This is a genomic window from Janthinobacterium sp. BJB426 (assembly GCF_002735705.1).
Lineage (GTDB): Bacteria > Pseudomonadota > Gammaproteobacteria > Burkholderiales > Burkholderiaceae_D > Janthinobacterium.
The window spans coordinates 105,577-122,603 of sequence record NZ_PDZL01000008.1; the positions used below are offsets into that span (position 1 = coordinate 105,577).

At 64.4% G+C, this 17,027-nt stretch carries 13 protein-coding genes; 10 read left to right on the plus strand and 3 right to left on the minus strand.

Annotated features, from left to right (window positions below; genetic code table 11):
- Positions 1 to 8 precede the first annotated feature (8 nt).
- The 3 genes from CSQ93_RS14965 to tssF are packed head-to-tail and all read right to left on the minus strand — an operon-like array spanning position 9 to position 3,087.
- Entirely contained in the window at positions 9 to 296 is a 288-nt protein-coding gene (locus CSQ93_RS14965) for a PAAR domain-containing protein (protein ID WP_416208751.1), read from the minus strand.
- Positions 293 to 1,273 carry a type VI secretion system baseplate subunit TssG gene (gene tssG / locus CSQ93_RS14970; protein ID WP_233516193.1) on the minus strand — a complete coding sequence of 327 codons (981 nt, stop codon included), beginning with the start codon at positions 1,271 to 1,273 and terminating at the stop codon, positions 293 to 295. Before tssG ends, CSQ93_RS14965 begins: the two co-directional genes overlap by 4 nt.
- Before the next feature lie 8 nt (positions 1,274 to 1,281).
- Positions 1,282 to 3,087 carry a type VI secretion system baseplate subunit TssF gene (gene tssF / locus CSQ93_RS14975; RefSeq protein ID WP_099378726.1) on the minus strand — a complete coding sequence of 602 codons (1,806 nt, stop codon included), beginning with the start codon at positions 3,085 to 3,087 and terminating at the stop codon, positions 1,282 to 1,284.
- A gap of 173 nt (positions 3,088 to 3,260) precedes the next feature.
- On the opposite strand from tssF, the gene tssK reads away from it, so the two are divergent.
- The 10 genes from tssK to CSQ93_RS15025 all read left to right on the plus strand — a co-directional run bounded on the left by tssK (position 3,261) and on the right by CSQ93_RS15025 (position 17,012).
- Positions 3,261 to 4,607 (plus strand): type VI secretion system baseplate subunit TssK, encoded by a 1,347-nt coding sequence (tssK, locus tag CSQ93_RS14980; RefSeq protein ID WP_099378829.1) that lies wholly within the window; start codon positions 3,261 to 3,263, stop codon positions 4,605 to 4,607.
- A 162-nt stretch (positions 4,608 to 4,769) separates the two neighbouring features.
- Positions 4,770 to 7,868: a sensor histidine kinase gene (locus CSQ93_RS14985; RefSeq protein ID WP_099378727.1), complete on the plus strand. Its 3,099-nt coding sequence runs from the start codon at positions 4,770 to 4,772 to the stop codon at positions 7,866 to 7,868.
- Positions 7,865 to 10,030, plus strand: coding sequence for a sensor histidine kinase (locus CSQ93_RS14990; RefSeq protein ID WP_099378728.1), 2,166 nt, complete (start codon positions 7,865 to 7,867; stop codon positions 10,028 to 10,030). The genes CSQ93_RS14985 and CSQ93_RS14990 overlap by 4 nt, the downstream gene beginning before the upstream one ends.
- Positions 10,031 to 10,205: 175 nt before the next feature.
- Positions 10,206 to 12,410 (plus strand): EAL domain-containing response regulator, encoded by a 2,205-nt coding sequence (locus CSQ93_RS14995; RefSeq protein ID WP_099378729.1) that lies wholly within the window; start codon positions 10,206 to 10,208, stop codon positions 12,408 to 12,410.
- Positions 12,411 to 12,547: 137 nt separating this feature from the next.
- Positions 12,548 to 13,414, plus strand: a complete 867-nt coding sequence (locus tag CSQ93_RS15000; RefSeq protein WP_099378730.1) for an urease accessory protein UreD — start codon at positions 12,548 to 12,550, stop codon at positions 13,412 to 13,414.
- Between the two features lie 25 nt (positions 13,415 to 13,439).
- The gene (locus CSQ93_RS15005) at positions 13,440 to 13,742 is read left to right on the plus strand and encodes an urease subunit gamma (RefSeq protein WP_034751936.1); all 303 of its coding nucleotides are present in this window, start codon (positions 13,440 to 13,442) and stop codon (positions 13,740 to 13,742) included.
- Positions 13,743 to 13,763: 21 nt separating this feature from the next.
- Positions 13,764 to 14,093 carry an urease subunit beta gene (locus CSQ93_RS15010; RefSeq protein ID WP_099378731.1) on the plus strand — a complete coding sequence of 110 codons (330 nt, stop codon included), beginning with the start codon at positions 13,764 to 13,766 and terminating at the stop codon, positions 14,091 to 14,093.
- Between the two features lies 1 nt (position 14,094).
- Entirely contained in the window at positions 14,095 to 15,795 is a 1,701-nt protein-coding gene (ureC, locus tag CSQ93_RS15015) for an urease subunit alpha (protein ID WP_099378732.1), read from the plus strand.
- Positions 15,796 to 15,807: 12 nt separating this feature from the next.
- Entirely contained in the window at positions 15,808 to 16,332 is a 525-nt protein-coding gene (gene ureE, locus CSQ93_RS15020) for an urease accessory protein UreE (protein ID WP_099378733.1), read from the plus strand.
- Positions 16,332 to 17,012 (plus strand): urease accessory protein UreF, encoded by a 681-nt coding sequence (locus tag CSQ93_RS15025; RefSeq protein ID WP_099378830.1) that lies wholly within the window; start codon positions 16,332 to 16,334, stop codon positions 17,010 to 17,012. The genes ureE and CSQ93_RS15025 overlap by 1 nt, the downstream gene beginning before the upstream one ends.
- Positions 17,013 to 17,027: the final 15 nt, after the last annotated feature.

The window sequence follows — 17,027 nt, forward strand, 5'->3', positions numbered from 1 at the left end:
TGCCTCCGTTAAAGCGATGTGATCAGGTGGGCGCCACAGGCGGTGGCATCGCCGTCATAGGCGTACGGCTTGCCCATGTGTTTTGCGCCAGCGCCGTCCGGCGTGATGGCAAAGCTGCCCTTGCACTTGGGGCAGAAAGTGGTGTCATCGGCCAGCGCCGCCGTCTTCCCCATCACGGTGCTGCCGGATGATGCGCTGGTGACCTTGCCACCGTGATCGGTTGCGTCTCCAAGCCGGATGACGCCGCGTCCTGCATGTTTCATGCTTGCCTCGCTTTCCAGGGATGAACTGCTCAAGCCAGCTGCAGCAGATAACGCACTTCGGTACCGCGCACCTTGCCTTGTGCTGTCTGCAAGAACGTCGTCCAGCCCAGGCGCCGTCTTTCTGACGGGTTGGCGCTCAGGAGCAGGGGGGTAATGCATGGCGGACTTAATATCAGCCGTACTTCATATTGCAAGTCCGGTACGCCAAACAGCGCCAGCATCTTTGCCAGTACCGCCGCGCCTGTGCTGCGCGGCAGGAAACGTTGCAGGCCAGCGGGATCGAGCGGACCGATATGCAGGCAGACGCGCATGTCCTGGCGCCACAGCCGCAGGCCAAGCGTTGCGCCGCGCGCCAGGCTAAAGTTGACACTGCCGAGCAGGCTGCGGCGGTTTCTTTCCAGATAGTCCCAGCCACCGACAAATTGCTGCACGGTGACGGGGACGCCGCAGTACTCGGCCAGCACGTGGCCAATCGCTTGCGCGGAGACGGGGCGGCAGCGCAGCAGACCAGCGTACCAGGCTGCGACGTCCTGCGTCACGGCATCAGGTTCGCCGTTCGACGGCAGCGCCGCGCGCCGCACGCCAGCCAGTGCCATCAGCAAAGGCAGTTGCACATCCGTGGCCTGGGTCTGCAGCGTGGATTCCAGTCGATACTTTTCCCACGCCTGGTAATACAGCGCGACCATGCGGTGCGAAAAGATATCGAGGAAGGCCGAGACGCCAGCGTCTTTGCTCGACAAGCGGTAGGCGGCGATGCGGTCCGAGTGGTGCAAGGGCAAGGTGCCGCCGACGCCCAGAAAACGCATGAACGTCGGTATCAAGGTCAGCTGTTCATTCTCGTCGAGCGAGAGCTGTTCGATTTCACTGGCGGGAAAACTCAAGGACACGCTGTTCTTGAAGCGCAACACCTGGCCGAAGGCTTGCGCATGGGATACGTTCTGCCGATGTAGCCAGCACAGCAGAATACGCACCGCCTGCACGAACTGGTAGCGGTAGGGCTCGGTCAGCAAGTGGTGTATTACACCAGATTCTGCAGGCCGCTTCTTGGTTTGCATCGGATCAGCTCCTCTCCGCTTTGCCCTGACAGCACCACCAGTTCGATGAAACTGTTGATTTGCACATACAGCCCAAGGAAGTGATCGATCACCTGCACAAACAGGTGCATGCTGGTGCCGACGAACGCTTCCTCGTCAAGCGTGATGCGCACCTCCACGCCATGCGCCAGCGAGGTGCCGCGCTTGTGCCGCAGCCATGTCGTGGTCGGCGAATGCGTCAGCGCGACGATGCCGCCGATCTGGCGTTGCGAGCTTGCCGATTGGGGCAGGTCATACAGCGTCAGCATTTCGCGCAGCGCCGGCAGACCTTCCTGGACCAGCGCGTGATGATTCAGCGCCAGGTGCGAAATCAGGCGCCAGTGCAGGCCCGCGCCCGGTGAAAAGCGCCGCGGCTGGCTGGGGCGCCGCAGCATGTGCAGTGCAGGTCCGCCGCCGTACGGTTGCAAGTCTCCTTGCGGCTGGCCGTACTTGAGCGACAGCGGAAGATCGCGGTTGCTGCATGTCAGCGACAGCGACAGGCTGGCCTTTTCATGGATTAAGGGATTGAAGTCGCTGTCGACCAGCGTGATTTTCTTTTCATGGCCAGGACTGTTGATGGCCAAAGCCATGTCGTGGCGTATGACCCAGTAGTGTCCTTGTTGCGCCGCACCCTCGCCATGGCGCCCGCTGTACAGCGGGCGAAATTCGGTCAGCGTGCTTTCGCCTCCGCGTTGGCGCAGCAAACGCACCGCATCGACAGTGACGACTTCGTAGCCATGGGCATGGGTCGCATGGGCCAGCACGGAGTAGTCCGTTTTCTGCCGGGTGACGGCAATCGGCACGCCTTCCTGGCGGAAGAGATTGACCGCAGGACTGCAGCCTAGCCTCAAGTTGTCGCTGGAAATGCTGGACAGCATGCGCGCCGCAGAGGAATCGGGCCGCAAACCGGCCATGCACAGATGCAGGGTAAAGCACTGGCATCCAGGCGGCAGAGCAGAACTCAGCGCCGCGATATCGATGTCGAAGAAATTGAATTTTTCAGGATATGCAAAATACTCGCTCAGGATGCGGTAGGCCGGCTGCGAACGGGCACCGAAAGGTATCACGCCCTCCGTGTCGCCGAAGCCGACGGGCGTCAATGGCAATGCGGGCAAGGTCATCCATTGCACCGCATCGATGGACACAAAAGCGCAGACTGTCTGCAGGAACAAGGCATTGCGCAATGCGGCGGAAAAAGAAGCTTCGCCATCGATGAACACGCGCAGTGATGCGGGTGCCGCGTCGAGATGCCGGATGCGGATGTTCAATGAGGAACTGGCTGATGCGGGCAGGCGCACGCCTGGCGGCGGCTTGATCATCGCATCGAAAACCGCGCTTTCCAGTACCGATGTACCTGTCGTCATGTCGTAGACCGTCTTGAAGCGGCAGCGCACGCCGCACACAGGCGTTGCGTCCATTTCACTGCCGGCCGGCAGGTGCACTACGCCCGCTCCAGCCGCTGGGGCGGACTGGTGAACGATGGTGCACGATGGAAAGGGACGCAGATAATGTGGGAACAGGGCTTCGAACAGGGCTTCGGTAAATTGCGGATAGTCGTCATCGAGCCGTTTCGAGATGCGCGCCGCCAGCATGGCCACCGATTCGATCAAGTGTTCGACGTGCGGATCTTCGCAAGACTCGCCGGACATGTGCAATTTGCCGGCGATTCTCGGATAGCGTTCGGAGAATTCACGGCAATGTCTCCGTAGCAGCACCAGCTCGCGTTCGAAATACGGCAGCAAGTCCTCCATCTCTCTTTTCCTGTGTTTGCGACGGAATGGCCAGTATCCGAGCGTTTGCTCCAAGGTAAATTGCGTTTGCGCAAATAATTGAACAGGGTTGCTGCGCAACATCAAGGACTACCAGGCTGGCGACATCAGACTGGCAAGGCAGCATGATTCCAACGGTCAACATGGAGAACGCCATGACATTGCCATCCAAATTACTGTGGTCCGAGGGCCTGGCCATCGGTCCCCAGCAATTCCAGCAGCTGGACCGCTACCATGAAGCGCGCCTGCAACGTCTGGCCTCATTAATCAATCCACATTTATGGGGCGTGCATGGCGTCAGCTGGAATGCGGATGCTCTGGCCAACAATAGCCTGCGGGCGGACGCCATGTCGCTCGTCTTCCAGGATGGGGAACTTTTTGAGGCGCCGCTTGGCGATGTATTACCCGGCGCCGTTGATCTGTCCAAGCTGCCTTCCAGCGAATATAGTTTTACTTTTTATGCCGCGTTGCCCGCGTTGCAGGCACACGGCGGCAATGTGAGTTCCGCAGGCGCGCGCTATGTCCAGGCGGATATCGAAACTCCGGATCTGTACAGCGAGGCAGTCAGCATAGACGTGGCTTACCTGAAGAAACGCGTGTACCTGCTGTCGCAACTGGATCCCCTGCATGATTATCTTGCCATCCCGGTGATCCGCTTATACCGCGCCGGCAACGGCGGCTTTGAAGTCGATACTTCCTTCATCCCGCCTGGCCTGACCGTCAGCGCCGAGCCTTCGCTGCAGAAAATGCTCGAGTCGCTGATTGACCGCATGGGGGCGAAAATTGAGGCACTGTACAGCCGCCACCGTCAGCCCGGTAAAAATACCGTTGAATTTCATGGCGGGGATGTTTCCTCGTTCTGGATGCTCAATACCTTGAGCACGGCCAGCGCCACGCTCAGTCATTGCGCCAGTTACCGGCGCCACCATCCCGTGTACTTATTTGAAAAAATGATGGCATTGGCCGGTGGCTTGATGACGTTTTCGAAAAAATACACATTAAGCGACTTGCCGGCGTATTGTCACGATGACGCGGCACCCGGTTTCGGCAAGCTCGACGGCATCATTCGCGACCTGATCGATACGGTGCTGCTGTCGCGTTACTTCCCGATTGCATTGTCCAACGACACGCAACAGAATACCCACTATCACGGTTTGCTCGATGCCAAGCGGATTGACCGTCAGACCGAACTCTGTCTTGCGGTAAACGCCGATATGCCGGCGCTGGAACTGGTTGCCACGGTGCCGTTGCAGTTCAAAATATCCTCTCCGGACAATATCGAACTATTACTGGGCCGGGCACTTCCAGGTGCCGAGTTGCGCCATATGGCCCAGGTTCCTGCAGAGGTGCCGGTGCGGCCCAATACGTATTACTTTTCGATCGACAACAAAGGCAGTATTTATGACAGCATGATCAAGGCCCAGGCGATTGCGATTTATGTGCCGTCCGGGATAAAAGGGTTGAAGCTGGAATTGTTCGGTATCAGCGGCACCGCCGCGTAACGATGGCGGGCGTTGCGAGCGGGTTTCTTGTCAAAAGATTGCCCTAAGGAATAGACTTGCCCCTGCAGTTGACGTTATCATGTTTTTGTAAGTGTCGGTGGCTGAGCAGTCGGCGCATAGTTGAAACATGGTGACAGGCGGGAGCGAGCATGGGCATGGCGAATGATGCGTGAGGTGCCGGGCGGCTTGCGGCCTGGCGGCGGGATGGGCAGGGCAGCGGTGCGCCGCTGTGGCCGCGCATTGCTGCTGGCGTTCTGTGTTGCCGCAGCCCCTGCCGCCATGCCGGCTGCGACGTCGGCCACGGCCACGACCACGGTCACTGCGGCGCCGCATCAGGGGCAGCGCGTGCTGTTCCTCAACGCTTACGATTACGGCCGCGCCGGCGTGGAATCGTATACGCGCACCTATGTGGCCGCCATGGCCGCCGCGGGCCTGGCCAGCGAAGACATCATGGTCGAGCACCTGAACCTGAATACCCAGGGCGACCCGGCGCTGCGCAACGAGATGCGTGATTTGTTGCTTTTAAGATACACACAGATGATGGGGCGCAAGGCCGACCTGATCATCGCCATGCAGCAGCCGGCGCTCGATTTTCTGCTGTCCGACCTGGCGCCGCTGGCGCGCGGCGTGCCCGTGCTGGCGATTAATACCTCGGGCAAGGCCTTGCCGGCCGGCAGCCCGCTGGCCATCTGGCAGCAAAAGGCGAATGTCGATTTTCCCGGCACCCTGACGCAAGCCATGGCGCTGTTTCCGGAAACGAAAACCATCGTCATGGCCGTCGGCGCCAGCGAGGCCGACCAGGCCTTGAAGCGCAGCATGCAGCAGGCGGCGCAGGCGTGGCAGGGCAAGGTGGCCATGCGCTATCTCGATGACCTGACCCTGGAACAGATGCGCGTGGCCGTGGCGCACCTGCCCGCCGCTACGCTGCTGGTGGCGGGCAATGTCAACCGCGACGTGGACGGCGCCATCGCCACGCCGGTGCAGTTTGCCGGGGAACTGGCGCGGCTGGCAAATGTGCCCGCTTTCGGCATGTACAACACGAGCGTGGGCAAGGGTATTCTGGGCGGCTCCATCCTGCACATCGAAGGGGCCGCGCAGCAGGTGGCGCAGATGTCGCTGGCCGTGTTGGCCGGCAAGGCGCCTGCCGCGCCGGGCGCCTTGCTGCCGCCGGTCCGCCCGGTGCCCATGTATGACTGGGAACAGCTGCAGCGCTGGGATGCGGACTTCAGCCGGCTGCCGCCGCACACCTTGTTCTTCAACCGCCCGCCGCAACTGTGGCACGAACACCGCGTCGCCGTGCTGTCGACTGGCGCCGTGTTTCTCGCCATGGCGTGCATGCTGAGTGCCCTGCTGCTGCAGCGCCGCCGCCTGCGCCGCGCCGAGAGCGATGCGCGCGAAAGCGAGCAGCGCTTCCGCATCCTCGTCGAGCATGCGCCCGAAGCCATCGTCGTGTATGACCTGGACCTGGACCGTTTCATCGACGCCAACAGCAGCGCGCAGCGCATGCTGGGGATGTCGCGCGAGGCGCTGCTGGCGCGTGGGCCGTTCGACCTGTACACCGGCGAGCAACCCGATGGCCTGCCGCTGGGACTGATGATGGAAGAGCATCTGCGCCGCGCCATGCTGGGTGAGCCCATCCTGGTTGAACGCAATGTGCGGCGCGCCGACGGCAGCATCTTTCCCTGTGAAGTGCGGCTGGTGCGCTTGCCGATGGAAGGGCGGCGCCTGGTGCGCAGCGGCATCGTCGACATTTCCGAGCGCAAGCACAGCGAGCAGGAGCTGCTCGGTTACCGCGACCACCTGGAAGAACTGGTGCAGCAGCGCACGGCGGCCCTGTCGGTGGCCGTCACCGAGGCCGAATCGGCGAACCGCGCGAAAAGCGTCTTCCTGGCCAACATGAGCCACGAATTGCGCACGCCCTTGAATTCCGTGATCGGCTTTTCGCAGATGATGGCCGATTCGAGCAGCATGTTCGAGGAAGAAAAGCATAACCTGGCCATCATCAACCGCGCCGGCCATCATTTGCTGACCTTGATCAACGATATCCTTGAATTGTCGAAAATCGAGGCGGGCCGCATGCAGCTGCAAGCGGGTCCCGTGGACTTGAACGGCTTGCTCGACGAGGTGCTCGAAATGGTGCGCATGCGCTCCGGCGACCAGGGCATCGCGCTGCGGCTCGAGCGCTCCGGCGTGCCGCCGCTGGTGCGTCTCGATGGCGCCAAGCTGCGCCAGGTGCTGCTCAATTTGCTGTCAAACGCGCTCAAGTTCATCGAGCAGGGCAGCGTGACCCTGTCGCTGGCCTGCCAGGCGGGCGGCGATGGGCAAGTGGCGCTGGCGTTTGCCGTGCGCGATACGGGCAGCGGTATCGCGCAAGAAGACCTGGAACGCATCTTTGAGCCGTTCGTGCAGGCCGACAGCGCCGTGGCGCAGGCCGGCACGGGACTGGGGCTGACCATTTCGCGCGAATTCGTGCGCCTGATGGGCGGCGAGCTGCGCGTCGAATCGACTCTGGGCGCCGGCTCCGTGTTCCACTTCGACTTGCGCGCGCCGGTGCTGCAGCAACCGGCCATCGCGTCGCTGGCGCCGGGCCGCGTGGCGCGCCTGCCGGCGGGCCAGCGCGGGCGCACGGTGCTGCTGGTCGACGATGATGACAACTGCCGCAAGCTGCTGGCCGGCTTGCTGGCGCCGCTGGGCTTCCAGCTGCAGGAGGCGGCGGGCGGCGTGCAGGCGCAAGCCATGCTGGCGGCGCAGCGCTACGACATGGTGCTCAGCGACTGGCGCATGCCGGACATGGACGGCCTGGCGCTGACGCGCTGGCTGCGTGCGCAGCCGGCGCTGGTGCAGCCGCGCCTGGTGATCATGACCGCCTCCGCCTTCGAGGAAGAAAAGCAGGAGGCGCTGGCGGCCGGCGCCGACGGCTTCCTGCGCAAGCCGATCGAGCAGGAACACCTGTTCGCCATGCTGGAGCAGCAACTGGGTGTGCGCTTCCAGCGCACCGCCGCCGCGCCGCCGCGCGTGCCTGCGGCTCCCTTTGACTTGCAGCAGTCGCTGGGCCAGCTGGGCGCGGCCGAGCGGCAGGCGCTGCTCGAATCCGTGCAAGCCCTCGATTTGCGGCGCAGCGCCATCGTGCTGGCCGGCGTGGCGACCAGCCTGCCGCAGCTGGCCGCGCATGTCGGCGCCATGCTGGAACAGCATCAGTACCAGCCGCTGTGCGCCTTGCTGGCGCAGCTGGCCAGCGAGCCGCAGGGCGAAGACGCATGACCAGGCACGCACCCAAAGATGTGCGCCTGGGCGGCGTGTCCATCGTGCTGGCCGTCAGCGTGACGCTGACTTTTGTCGTCACCGCGCTGCTGCTGGTGTTTGCCGTGCTGTTTTACCAGTCCGAACGCGAGCAGCGCTGGCAGCAGCTGCATCGCAGCCTGGCCGTAAGCGCCGACCAGCTGGCCGTGGCCATCGAGCTGCCCTTGTGGAATCTCGATGAAAAGCAGATGCAGGCTATCATGCGCAGCACCTTGGGCAAGCGCGACCTGGTGGCCAGCGCCCTGACGCCGGGCATCGGCAAGGAAGCGCTGGTTCTGCGCCGCACGGCGGCCAACACCATCGACAGTTTCCCCTCGCTGTCCGCCGAACCCGGCTGGCTGGTGCAGCGGCGCCCCGTGACGATGGGCGGGCAAGTCATCGGCAACGTGGCCGTGTATGCGACGCCGGCCCTGCTGCACGCGCAGCTGCGGCAGCGCGCGCTGGGCATCGGTGCCATGATCGTGGCGCTCGACGTGATTCTGGTGGCCAGCATCTGGCTGCTCATGTGGTGTCTGATGCTCAAGCCCCTGAAGGCGATCGGCCAGTATGCGGCCGGCATCCAGGCGGGGCAGGGCGAAGCGTTTGGCACGCCGCCGAAAGCGTGGTTCCTGGGCGAGCTGCGCACGCTGTACCGTTCCATCCGCGACATGGTGGCGCTGCTCGACAGCCGCTATCGCGCCTTGCAGCGCAGCGAGGAACGCGTGCAGATGGCCACCGGCGCGGCCAGCATCGGCATCTGGGACTGGAATGTCAGCAGCGATGCCTTGCAGTGGGATGAACAGATGTATGCGCAGTTCAAGGCCGACGCGGACAGCACCATGGCGCCGGCGGCGATCTGGCGCGCGGCGCTGGTGCCGGACGACGTGCCGGCCGCCAAGGAGGCCTTGCGCGCCGCACTGGGCGCCGGCCAGGCCTTCACGCACGAGTACCGCATCCTGTGGCCCGATGGCGCCATCCGCTACATCAAGGCCGACGCCGTGATCTTCCGCGACGGGCAGGGCCGGCCCATGCGCCTGGTGGGCTCGAACTACGACATCACGGCGCACCGCGAGGCGGAACTGGAACTGCTGCGCCACCGCCATCACCTGGAAGAACTGGTGGCCGAGCGCACGAGCGCCCTGTCGGTCGCCGTCAGCCAGGCGCAGGCGGCGAACCGCGCCAAGAGCACCTTCCTGGCGAACATGAGCCATGAACTGCGCACGCCCCTCAATTCCGTGATCGGCTTTTCGCGCCTGATGGCCGCCTCGCCGAACATGCAGGACGATGAAAAGCGCAACCTGGCGATCATCCACCGCTCCGGCAATCATTTATTGACGTTGATCAATGAAATCCTCGAACTGTCGAAGGGCGAGGCGGGGCGCCTGCACGCGCAGGCGGCCGTGGTGGCGCTGGCGCCCCTGCTGCAGGAAGTGATGGACATGCTGGGCATGCGCGCCGAGCAGCAGGGGCTGGCCCTGCGCCTCGATTGCGCTGACGTGCCGGCGGCCGTGCTGCTCGATGCGACGCGCCTGCGCCAGGTGCTGCTGAACCTGATGTCGAACGCCGTCAAGTTTGCCGGCGGCGGCGAAGTCACCTTGCGCGTGCGCGGCGAATGGCGCGATGGCGGGCAATGGATGCTGTCGTTCGCCGTCAGCGACACGGGCATGGGCATCGCCCCGGAGGACCAGCAGCGCATTTTCGAACCCTTCGTGCAGGCCGACAGCGCGGGACCGAAGGATGGCACGGGCCTGGGCCTGGCCATCTCGCGCGAATTCGTGCAATTGATGAAAGGCGAACTGACGGTCGAATCGATGCCGGGGCAGGGCGCCACCTTCCGCTTCAGCATTCCCGCGCAGGCGGCCGAGGCGCCCGTGCAGGTGCCCGTGCCGCAGCCCGTGGCGCCGGCGCCCGAGGCGCCACCGGCACTGCGGGCGCAAGACTTGCTGTTGCTGGCCGGGGACGAGCGCGCGGCCTTGCTGGTGGCGCTGCGCGAATTGAACCTGGCCAGGGTAGCACTGCTGCTGGGCGCCTTGCCGGCGGCCGCCGCGCCCGTGCTGGCGCCGCTGCAGGCGATGCTTGACCAGCATCAATACCGCCAGCTGTGCGACTTGCTGGAGAATGAGGGCGCGCTGGCGCCCGCTTGAAAAGTGTGGGCTGACAACATCGGTTTCGCTGAAAAGACGGACTAAGTGGCGCCGATGGATGGTGCTAAATTGCAATAAAGATTATGATGATAGTACGTAGTTCATCGCAAAGAAATGTCTTGTCCAGCGCGGCAACTGATCGCCGCGCCTCATCCAAAGCTGAGAGAACTGCTACATGCACCGCGATTTTTCGGAAGTGAATTCGAAGGGCGAAGTACTGATCGTTGAAGATACGCCGGCTTCGCTGAAGCTGTTGAGCGATTTGCTGGGCGGCGCCGGCTATGCGGTGCGCCAGGCGCCGAACGGCGAACTGGCCCTGTGGACGGCCCAGGCGCGCCCGCCGGAGCTGATCCTGCTCGACGTGCGCATGCCGGGCCTCGACGGCTTTGAAGTGTGCCGGCGCCTGAAGGAGATACCGTCCCTGCGCCAGGTGCCGGTGATCTTCCTGTCGGCGCAGTACGATACGGACGACAAGGTGCGCGGCTTCGCGCTGGGCGCCGTCGATTTCATCGCCAAGCCCTTCCAGGCCGAGGAAATCCTGGCCCGCACGGACGCCCACGTGCGCCTGGCGCGGGCGCAGCTGCAACTGGCGCAGGAGCGCGCCAACCTTGAGCGGAGGGTGGCCGAACGCACGGCCGAACTGGAACAGGTGGCCAGCACCCTGGCGCGCGAAGTGCAGATCCGCCGCGCCAATGAAGAATTGCTGCGCCTGTCGGGCCAAGTCTTCGAAGCGACCCAGGACGCCATCCTGATCACGAATCCGGCCGGCGTCATCGTCACGGCCAATCCCGCCTTTACCCGCATCACCGGCTACGCGGCGCAGGAAGTGGTGGGCACGGACATCATGCGCCTGCATGCCGAACACACGGGCGAAGCGGTGCTGCTGGCCTTGCGCCAGGGCCTGCGCAGCAGCGGTTGCTGGTCGGGCGAGGTGCAGACGCGGCGCAAGAGCGGCGACACCTATCCCTGCCTGCTCAGCGCCTCCACCGTGCACGGGCCTGATGGCGCCGTCGTCAATTACATCGGCGTCTTCCTCGACATCAGCGAGCGCAAGGCCGAGCAGCATCTGATCGATTTCCTCTCCTACCACGACGCGCTGACGGGCTTGCCGAACCGCGTGCTGCTGCGCGAGCGCTTCGAGCAGGCGCGCGCGAACGCCCAGCGCGACAGCCAGCAAGTGGTGTTGATGTGCCTGGACCTGGACCGCTTCAAGAACATCAACGATTCGCACGGCCAGGCCGTGGGCGACAAGGCGCTGCAAGTGGTGGCGCGTTTCCTGTCCGGTTGCGTGCGCGAAGGCGACACGGTGGTGCGCCAGGGCGGTGACGAATTCCAGATACTGCTGCAGGACGATGCCCTGCTGGGGCGCACGCTTGCGCTGGCGCAAACCATCCTGGCCGGCTTGCGCGAAGAACTCAGCGTCGATGGCGAGCGCCTGGCGCTGACGACCAGTATCGGCATCGCCATGTGCCCGGCCGACGGCGACAGCCTCGACGACGTGCTGCGCCACGCCGACACGGCCCTGGTGCGCGCCAAGGAAATGGGGCGCGACCATTACGCCTTCTTCACGGAGCGCATGGGCAGCGATATCCGCGCCCGCCTTGCGATGCAGCAGCAGCTGCGCGGCGCCATCGGCCGCGATGAATTCGAAGTGCACTACCAGCCGCAGATGTGCTTGCGCACGGGCGCCTTGCTGGGCGCGGAAGCCTTGCTGCGCTGGGATAATCCGGTGCTGGGCAAGGTGCCGCCCGGCCTGTTCATCGCGCTGGCCGAGGAATACGGCTTGATCACGGCCATCGGCGAATGGGTGCTGGAAAGCGTCTGCGCGCAGATACGCGCCTGGCACGACGCGGGCCTGGGCAGCGTCAAGGTGGCCGTCAACCTGTCCGGCAAGCAGTTCGCGCAGGACCGCACGGTGCCGTTCGTCGAGGCGGCCTTGCGCAAATACGGCATCGCGCCCGCCTGCCTCGGCATCGAGATCACGGAAAGCACAGTGATGGGCGACCCGGACAAGGCCGTCGCGGCCCTCACGCGCCTGAAGGATATCGGCGTGGGCATTTCGCTCGACGACTTCGGCACCGGCTATTCCAGCCTGGGCTACCTGAAACGCTTTCCCATCGACGTGCTGAAAATCGACAAATCCTTCGTCGACGACGTCACCACCAGCAGCAGCGACGCGGCCATCGCCCGCTCCGTCATCTCGCTGGCGCACAACCTGGACATGCGCGTCATCGCCGAAGGCGTGGAAACGCGCGCACAGGTCGACTTCCTGACGGAACACGGCTGCGATGAAATGCAGGGCTATTACTTCAGCCGTCCCCTGGCTGCCGAAGCGTTCACGGCCTTGCTGCGCGAACGGCGCACCCTGGCCGTGGCGTAGGAGGCAAGCACTGCGGTGCGGCCAATGCACCATGCCGGTGCATCCGCTGCAGCGCGGTGCACGATTCTCACTTTTCCTTTCCCTGATGCTGGCACATATCCTGCTTAGGTAATCGCTTATTTACGCGATTGCTCCGCATGCCAGACAGTACCCGTCCAGTCACGCCGAATGAAGCCAGTGCGCACAGCGCCTGGCAGGCGCATTTGCGCCTGGGCTTTGCGCTGCACGATGGCGTCAGCCGCCTCGTCGAGCGCACGCACAGTGGCCCCCTGCGCGTGCAAAAGCCCCTGTATCCGGAAGGCGACGCCGTCTGCCACGCCATCATCATCCATCCACCGGGCGGCGTCGTGGGCGGCGACCAGCTGGCCGTCGACGCCACAGTGGGCGAGGGCGCGCGCGCCTTGCTCACGTCGCCCGGCGCCGCCAAGTGGTACCGCGCCAACGGCCATGTCTCGGGCCAGCATATCGTGCTGCGCGCCGGTGCCGGCGCCGCCATCGAGTGGCTGCCGCAGGAGAGCATTTTCTTCGACCAGGCCTGCGTGCGCCTGCGCCACGAGGTGGAGCTGGCGCCGGACGCCAGCTACATCGGCTGCGACATCGTCTGCCTGGGACGCAGCGCCTCGGGCGAAATTTTCAACACGGGCAGCATCGATCAGCAGGTGCAGATCCGCCGCGGCGGCAAGCTGCTGTGGTGGGAGCAGGGCGTGCTGGCCGCGGGCGGCGCACTGATGGCCAGCCCCCTGGGCCTGGGGGGGCACACGGTGTGCGCCACCCTGATCGCCGTCGGCGCGCCCGTTTCTCCCGCCGTACTGGCAGCCGTGCGCGAGATCGCCGTGCCGGCCGGCGCCGTGTTTGGCGCCACGCACATGAAATCGCTGGTAGTGGTGCGCCTGTTGTGCGGCGACAGCGAGGCGGCGCGGCGCGTCATGCTGGCCGCCTGGCAGCTGCTGCGCCCCGCCATGCTGGGACGCGACGCCGTCGTACCCCGCATCTGGAACACTTAATCAGGAAAGAAGCGCAAGGAAAAACATGGACCTGACTCCCCGAGAAAAAGACAAGCTGCTCATTTTTACGGCCGCGCTGCTGGCCGAACGGCGCCTGGCGCGCGGCTTGAAATTGAATTATCCGGAAGCGGTGGCCCTGATCAGCGCCGCCATCATGGAAGGCGCGCGCGATGGCAAGTCGGTGGCGCAGCTGATGTCGGACGGGACAAAAATTCTGTCGCGCGCCGACGTCATGGATGGCATCGCCGAGATGATCCCCGATATCCAGGTGGAAGCGACCTTCCCCGATGGCAGCAAGCTGGTGACCGTGCACCACCCGATACCGTAGTCTTTTGAGAAGGAACTCCTCATGACCCCAGGCGAATACCAATTGGAAGAAGGCGAAATCAGCTTGAATGCCGGGCGCGCCACGGCCACCGTGGTGGTGGCCAACCGGGGCGACCGGCCGATCCAGGTGGGCTCGCACTTCCACTTTTTTGAAGTCAACCCGGCGCTGGCCTTCGAGCGCTGGCGCGCCTACGGCATGCGCCTGAACATCACGGCCGGCACGGCCGTGCGCTTCGAGCCCGGCCAGCAGCGCACGGTGGAACTGGTGGCGCTGGCGGGCGAGCGCAAGGTCTACGGCTTCAATGGCGCAGTGATGGGCGAACTGCAAAACACACCACCGGGAAAGGATTGAGATGGCCAGCATTCCCCGCAGCGCGTATGCCGAAATGTTCGGCCCCACCAGGGGCGACCGCATCCGCCTGGCCGACACGGAACTGTTCATCGAGATCGAGCATGACTACGCGATCTATGGCGAAGAAGTGAAATTCGGCGGCGGCAAGGTGATCCGCGACGGCATGGGCCAGTCGCAGCGTTGCGCGGCCGAGGTGATGGACACCGTCATCACGAATGCCGTCATCCTCGACCACTGGGGCATCGTCAAAGCCGACATCGGCTTGAAAAATGGGTTGATTTTCGGCATTGGCAAGGCGGGCAATCCGGATATCCAGCCCGGCGTGACCCTGGCCATCGGCGGCGCCACGGAGATCATCGCCGGCGAAGGCCTGATCGTCACGGCCGGCGGCGTCGACACCCACATTCACTTCATCTGCCCGCAGCAGATCGAGGAAGCCCTGATGAGCGGCGTGACCACCATGCTGGGCGGCGGCACGGGGCCGGCTGTGGGCACGGCCGCCACCACCTGCACGCCGGGGCCGTGGCACTTGCACGCCATGCTGGCGGCGGCCGACGCCTTCCCAATGAACCTGGGCTTCATGGGCAAGGGCAACGTCAGCCTGCCGCTGCCGCTGGAAGAGCAGGTGCGCGCGGGCGCCATCGGCCTGAAACTGCACGAAGACTGGGGCAGCACGCCAGCCGCCATCGACAATTGCCTGTCGGTGGCCGACCGCATGGATATCCAGGTGGCGCTGCACAGCGATACCCTCAACGAGGGCGGCTTCCTTGAGCACACCCTGGCCGCGTTCAAGGACCGCACCATCCACACGTTTCACACGGAAGGGGCGGGCGGCGGCCATGCGCCCGACATCATCGCCGCCGTGGGCCAGGCCAACGTGCTGCCTTCGTCGACGAATCCCACACGGCCCTTCACCGTCAACACGCTCGACGAACACCTGGACATGCTGATGGTGTGCCACCACCTGGATCCGGCGATTGCCGAAGATGTGGCCTTTGCCGAGTCGCGCATCCGCCGCGAAACCATCGCCGCGGAAGATATCCTGCACGACATCGGCGCCATCTCGATGATGTCGTCCGACTCGCAGGCGATGGGGAGAGTCGGCGAAGTGATCATGCGCACCTGGCAGACGGCGCACAAGATGAAGGTGCAGCGGGGACCGCTGGCGCCCGACACGGCGCGCAGCGACAATTTCCGCGCCAAGCGCTACATCGCCAAGTACACGATCAACCCGGCCATCACGCATGGCATTTCGCACGTGGTGGGCTCCATCGAGGCGGGCAAGATCGCCGACCTTGTGCTGTGGAAGCCGGCCTTCTTCGGCGTCAAGCCGTCGATGATTCTGAAAGGCGGCATGATCGCGGCCGCGCAGATGGGCGACCCGAACGCCTCGATCCCCACGCCGCAGCCCGTGCACTACCGCATGATGTTCGGCGCCTTTGGCGGCGGCCTGAAAAAGTCGTTCACATTTGTGTCGCAGGCGGCTTACGACCTCGATATCGGCCACCAGTTGAAACTGAATAAATCCGTCATCGCCGTGAAGAACATGCGCGGCTTGCGCAAGCACGACATGATCCACAACAGCGCCACGCCGCGCATGGAAGTGGACCCGGAAACCTACGCCGTGCGCGCCGACGGCCAGCTGCTCGTGTGCGAGGCGGCCGCCGTGCTGCCGATGGCGCAGCGCTATTTTCTATTTTAGGCAGGAGACATCATGCTCACATTGCATACCAAACTGGGAGCGGACGATGACCGCATCCCGTTCGCCCAAATCGTGCTGCCCTACGACCAGCGCGAAAAATGCCGGCTGCGCGCCGTGCTGTCGAATGGCGACGACGTGGCCGTGTTCACCGTGCGCGGCACGGTGCTGCGCGATGGCGAGCGCATGACGGGGCCGGAAGGACAGGTGGTGCAGATCGTCGCCGCGCGCGAACCGACCTACCTGGTGCGCTGCCTTGATGCGCATACCCTGCTGCGCTGCGCTTTTCATCTGGGGAACCGCCACACGCAGGCGCAAGTGGGCGACGGCTTTTTGCGCATCCGCAAGGACGTGGTGCTCAAGGAGATGCTGGAAGGCTTGCAGGCGAGCGTGACGGAAGAAAGCGCGCCGTTCGAGCCGGAGGCGGGCGCGTATGGCGGCGGCCATGGTCACCACGATGGCCACGGCCAGCACTTGCTGGCGCCCGTGCCGCTGCGGCAGAAAATCCACCGTCCCGGCGATGTGCCAGGCGCTGCATGATGCAGGCGTCGGCCCTGCTGCATTTGCTGCAGTTCGCCAGTCCGGCCTTGCCGATCGGCGCCTACAGTTATTCGCAGGGTCTGGAAGCGGCGCTCGAATCCGGCCTGGTGCACGACGCGGCCACGGCGCGCGCGTGGATCGCCCAGCATCTGGCCCAGGTGGTGGCGCGCTGGGAAGCGCCCTTGTGCTGGCGCTTGATGCAGGCCTTTGAAGAACAGGATTTGTGCGCCGTGCAGCGCTGGAGCGAGCGCTTCATCGCTTCGCGCGACACGGCGGAGTTTCGCGCCGAAACCATCCAGATGGGCTATTCGCTGACCAAGTTGCTGGCCGAGCTGGGCGTGGCCGACGGCGTCCTGATCGACATGCTGCAGAGCCAGCCGGAAGTGGCCTTGCCCACGGCCTATGCCTGCGCCGTGGCGGCGCTGGCCATTCCGCGCGAAGAGGCGCTGCTGGCCATGCTGTTTGCCTGGGCGGAAAACCAGGTGCTCGTTTGCGTGAAATCCGTGCCGCTGGGGCAGGTGGCGGGGCAGCGTTTGCTGCTGTCGCTGCGGCCGGAGCTGGAAGCGGCGGCCCTGACGGCGCAAACCTTACTAGATGACGAGATGGGCAACTGGGCGCCCGGCCTGTCGCTGCTGTCGATGCGGCACGAAGTGCAGTACAGCCGCCTGTACCGCTCCTGAACACTACCACGAGAG

What these genes read in the sequence shown, in the direction of transcription:
- ureE (WP_099378733.1), top strand. Translation starts at nt 15,808, where the DNA reads ATGCTCACATTGCATACCAAACTGGGAGCGGACGATGACCGCATCCCG.
- CSQ93_RS14985 (WP_099378727.1), top strand. Translation starts at nt 4,770, where the DNA reads ATGATGCGTGAGGTGCCGGGCGGCTTGCGGCCTGGCGGCGGGATGGGC.
- CSQ93_RS15025 (WP_099378830.1), top strand. Translation starts at nt 16,332, where the DNA reads ATGCAGGCGTCGGCCCTGCTGCATTTGCTGCAGTTCGCCAGTCCGGCC.
- CSQ93_RS14995 (WP_099378729.1), top strand. Translation starts at nt 10,206, where the DNA reads ATGCACCGCGATTTTTCGGAAGTGAATTCGAAGGGCGAAGTACTGATC.
- ureC (WP_099378732.1), top strand. Translation starts at nt 14,095, where the DNA reads ATGGCCAGCATTCCCCGCAGCGCGTATGCCGAAATGTTCGGCCCCACC.
- CSQ93_RS15005 (WP_034751936.1), top strand. Translation starts at nt 13,440, where the DNA reads ATGGACCTGACTCCCCGAGAAAAAGACAAGCTGCTCATTTTTACGGCC.
- CSQ93_RS15010 (WP_099378731.1), top strand. Translation starts at nt 13,764, where the DNA reads ATGACCCCAGGCGAATACCAATTGGAAGAAGGCGAAATCAGCTTGAAT.
- CSQ93_RS15000 (WP_099378730.1), top strand. Translation starts at nt 12,548, where the DNA reads ATGCCAGACAGTACCCGTCCAGTCACGCCGAATGAAGCCAGTGCGCAC.
- tssK (WP_099378829.1), top strand. Translation starts at nt 3,261, where the DNA reads ATGACATTGCCATCCAAATTACTGTGGTCCGAGGGCCTGGCCATCGGT.
- CSQ93_RS14990 (WP_099378728.1), top strand. Translation starts at nt 7,865, where the DNA reads ATGACCAGGCACGCACCCAAAGATGTGCGCCTGGGCGGCGTGTCCATC.
- tssF (WP_099378726.1), bottom strand. Translation starts at nt 3,087, where the DNA reads ATGGAGGACTTGCTGCCGTATTTCGAACGCGAGCTGGTGCTGCTACGG.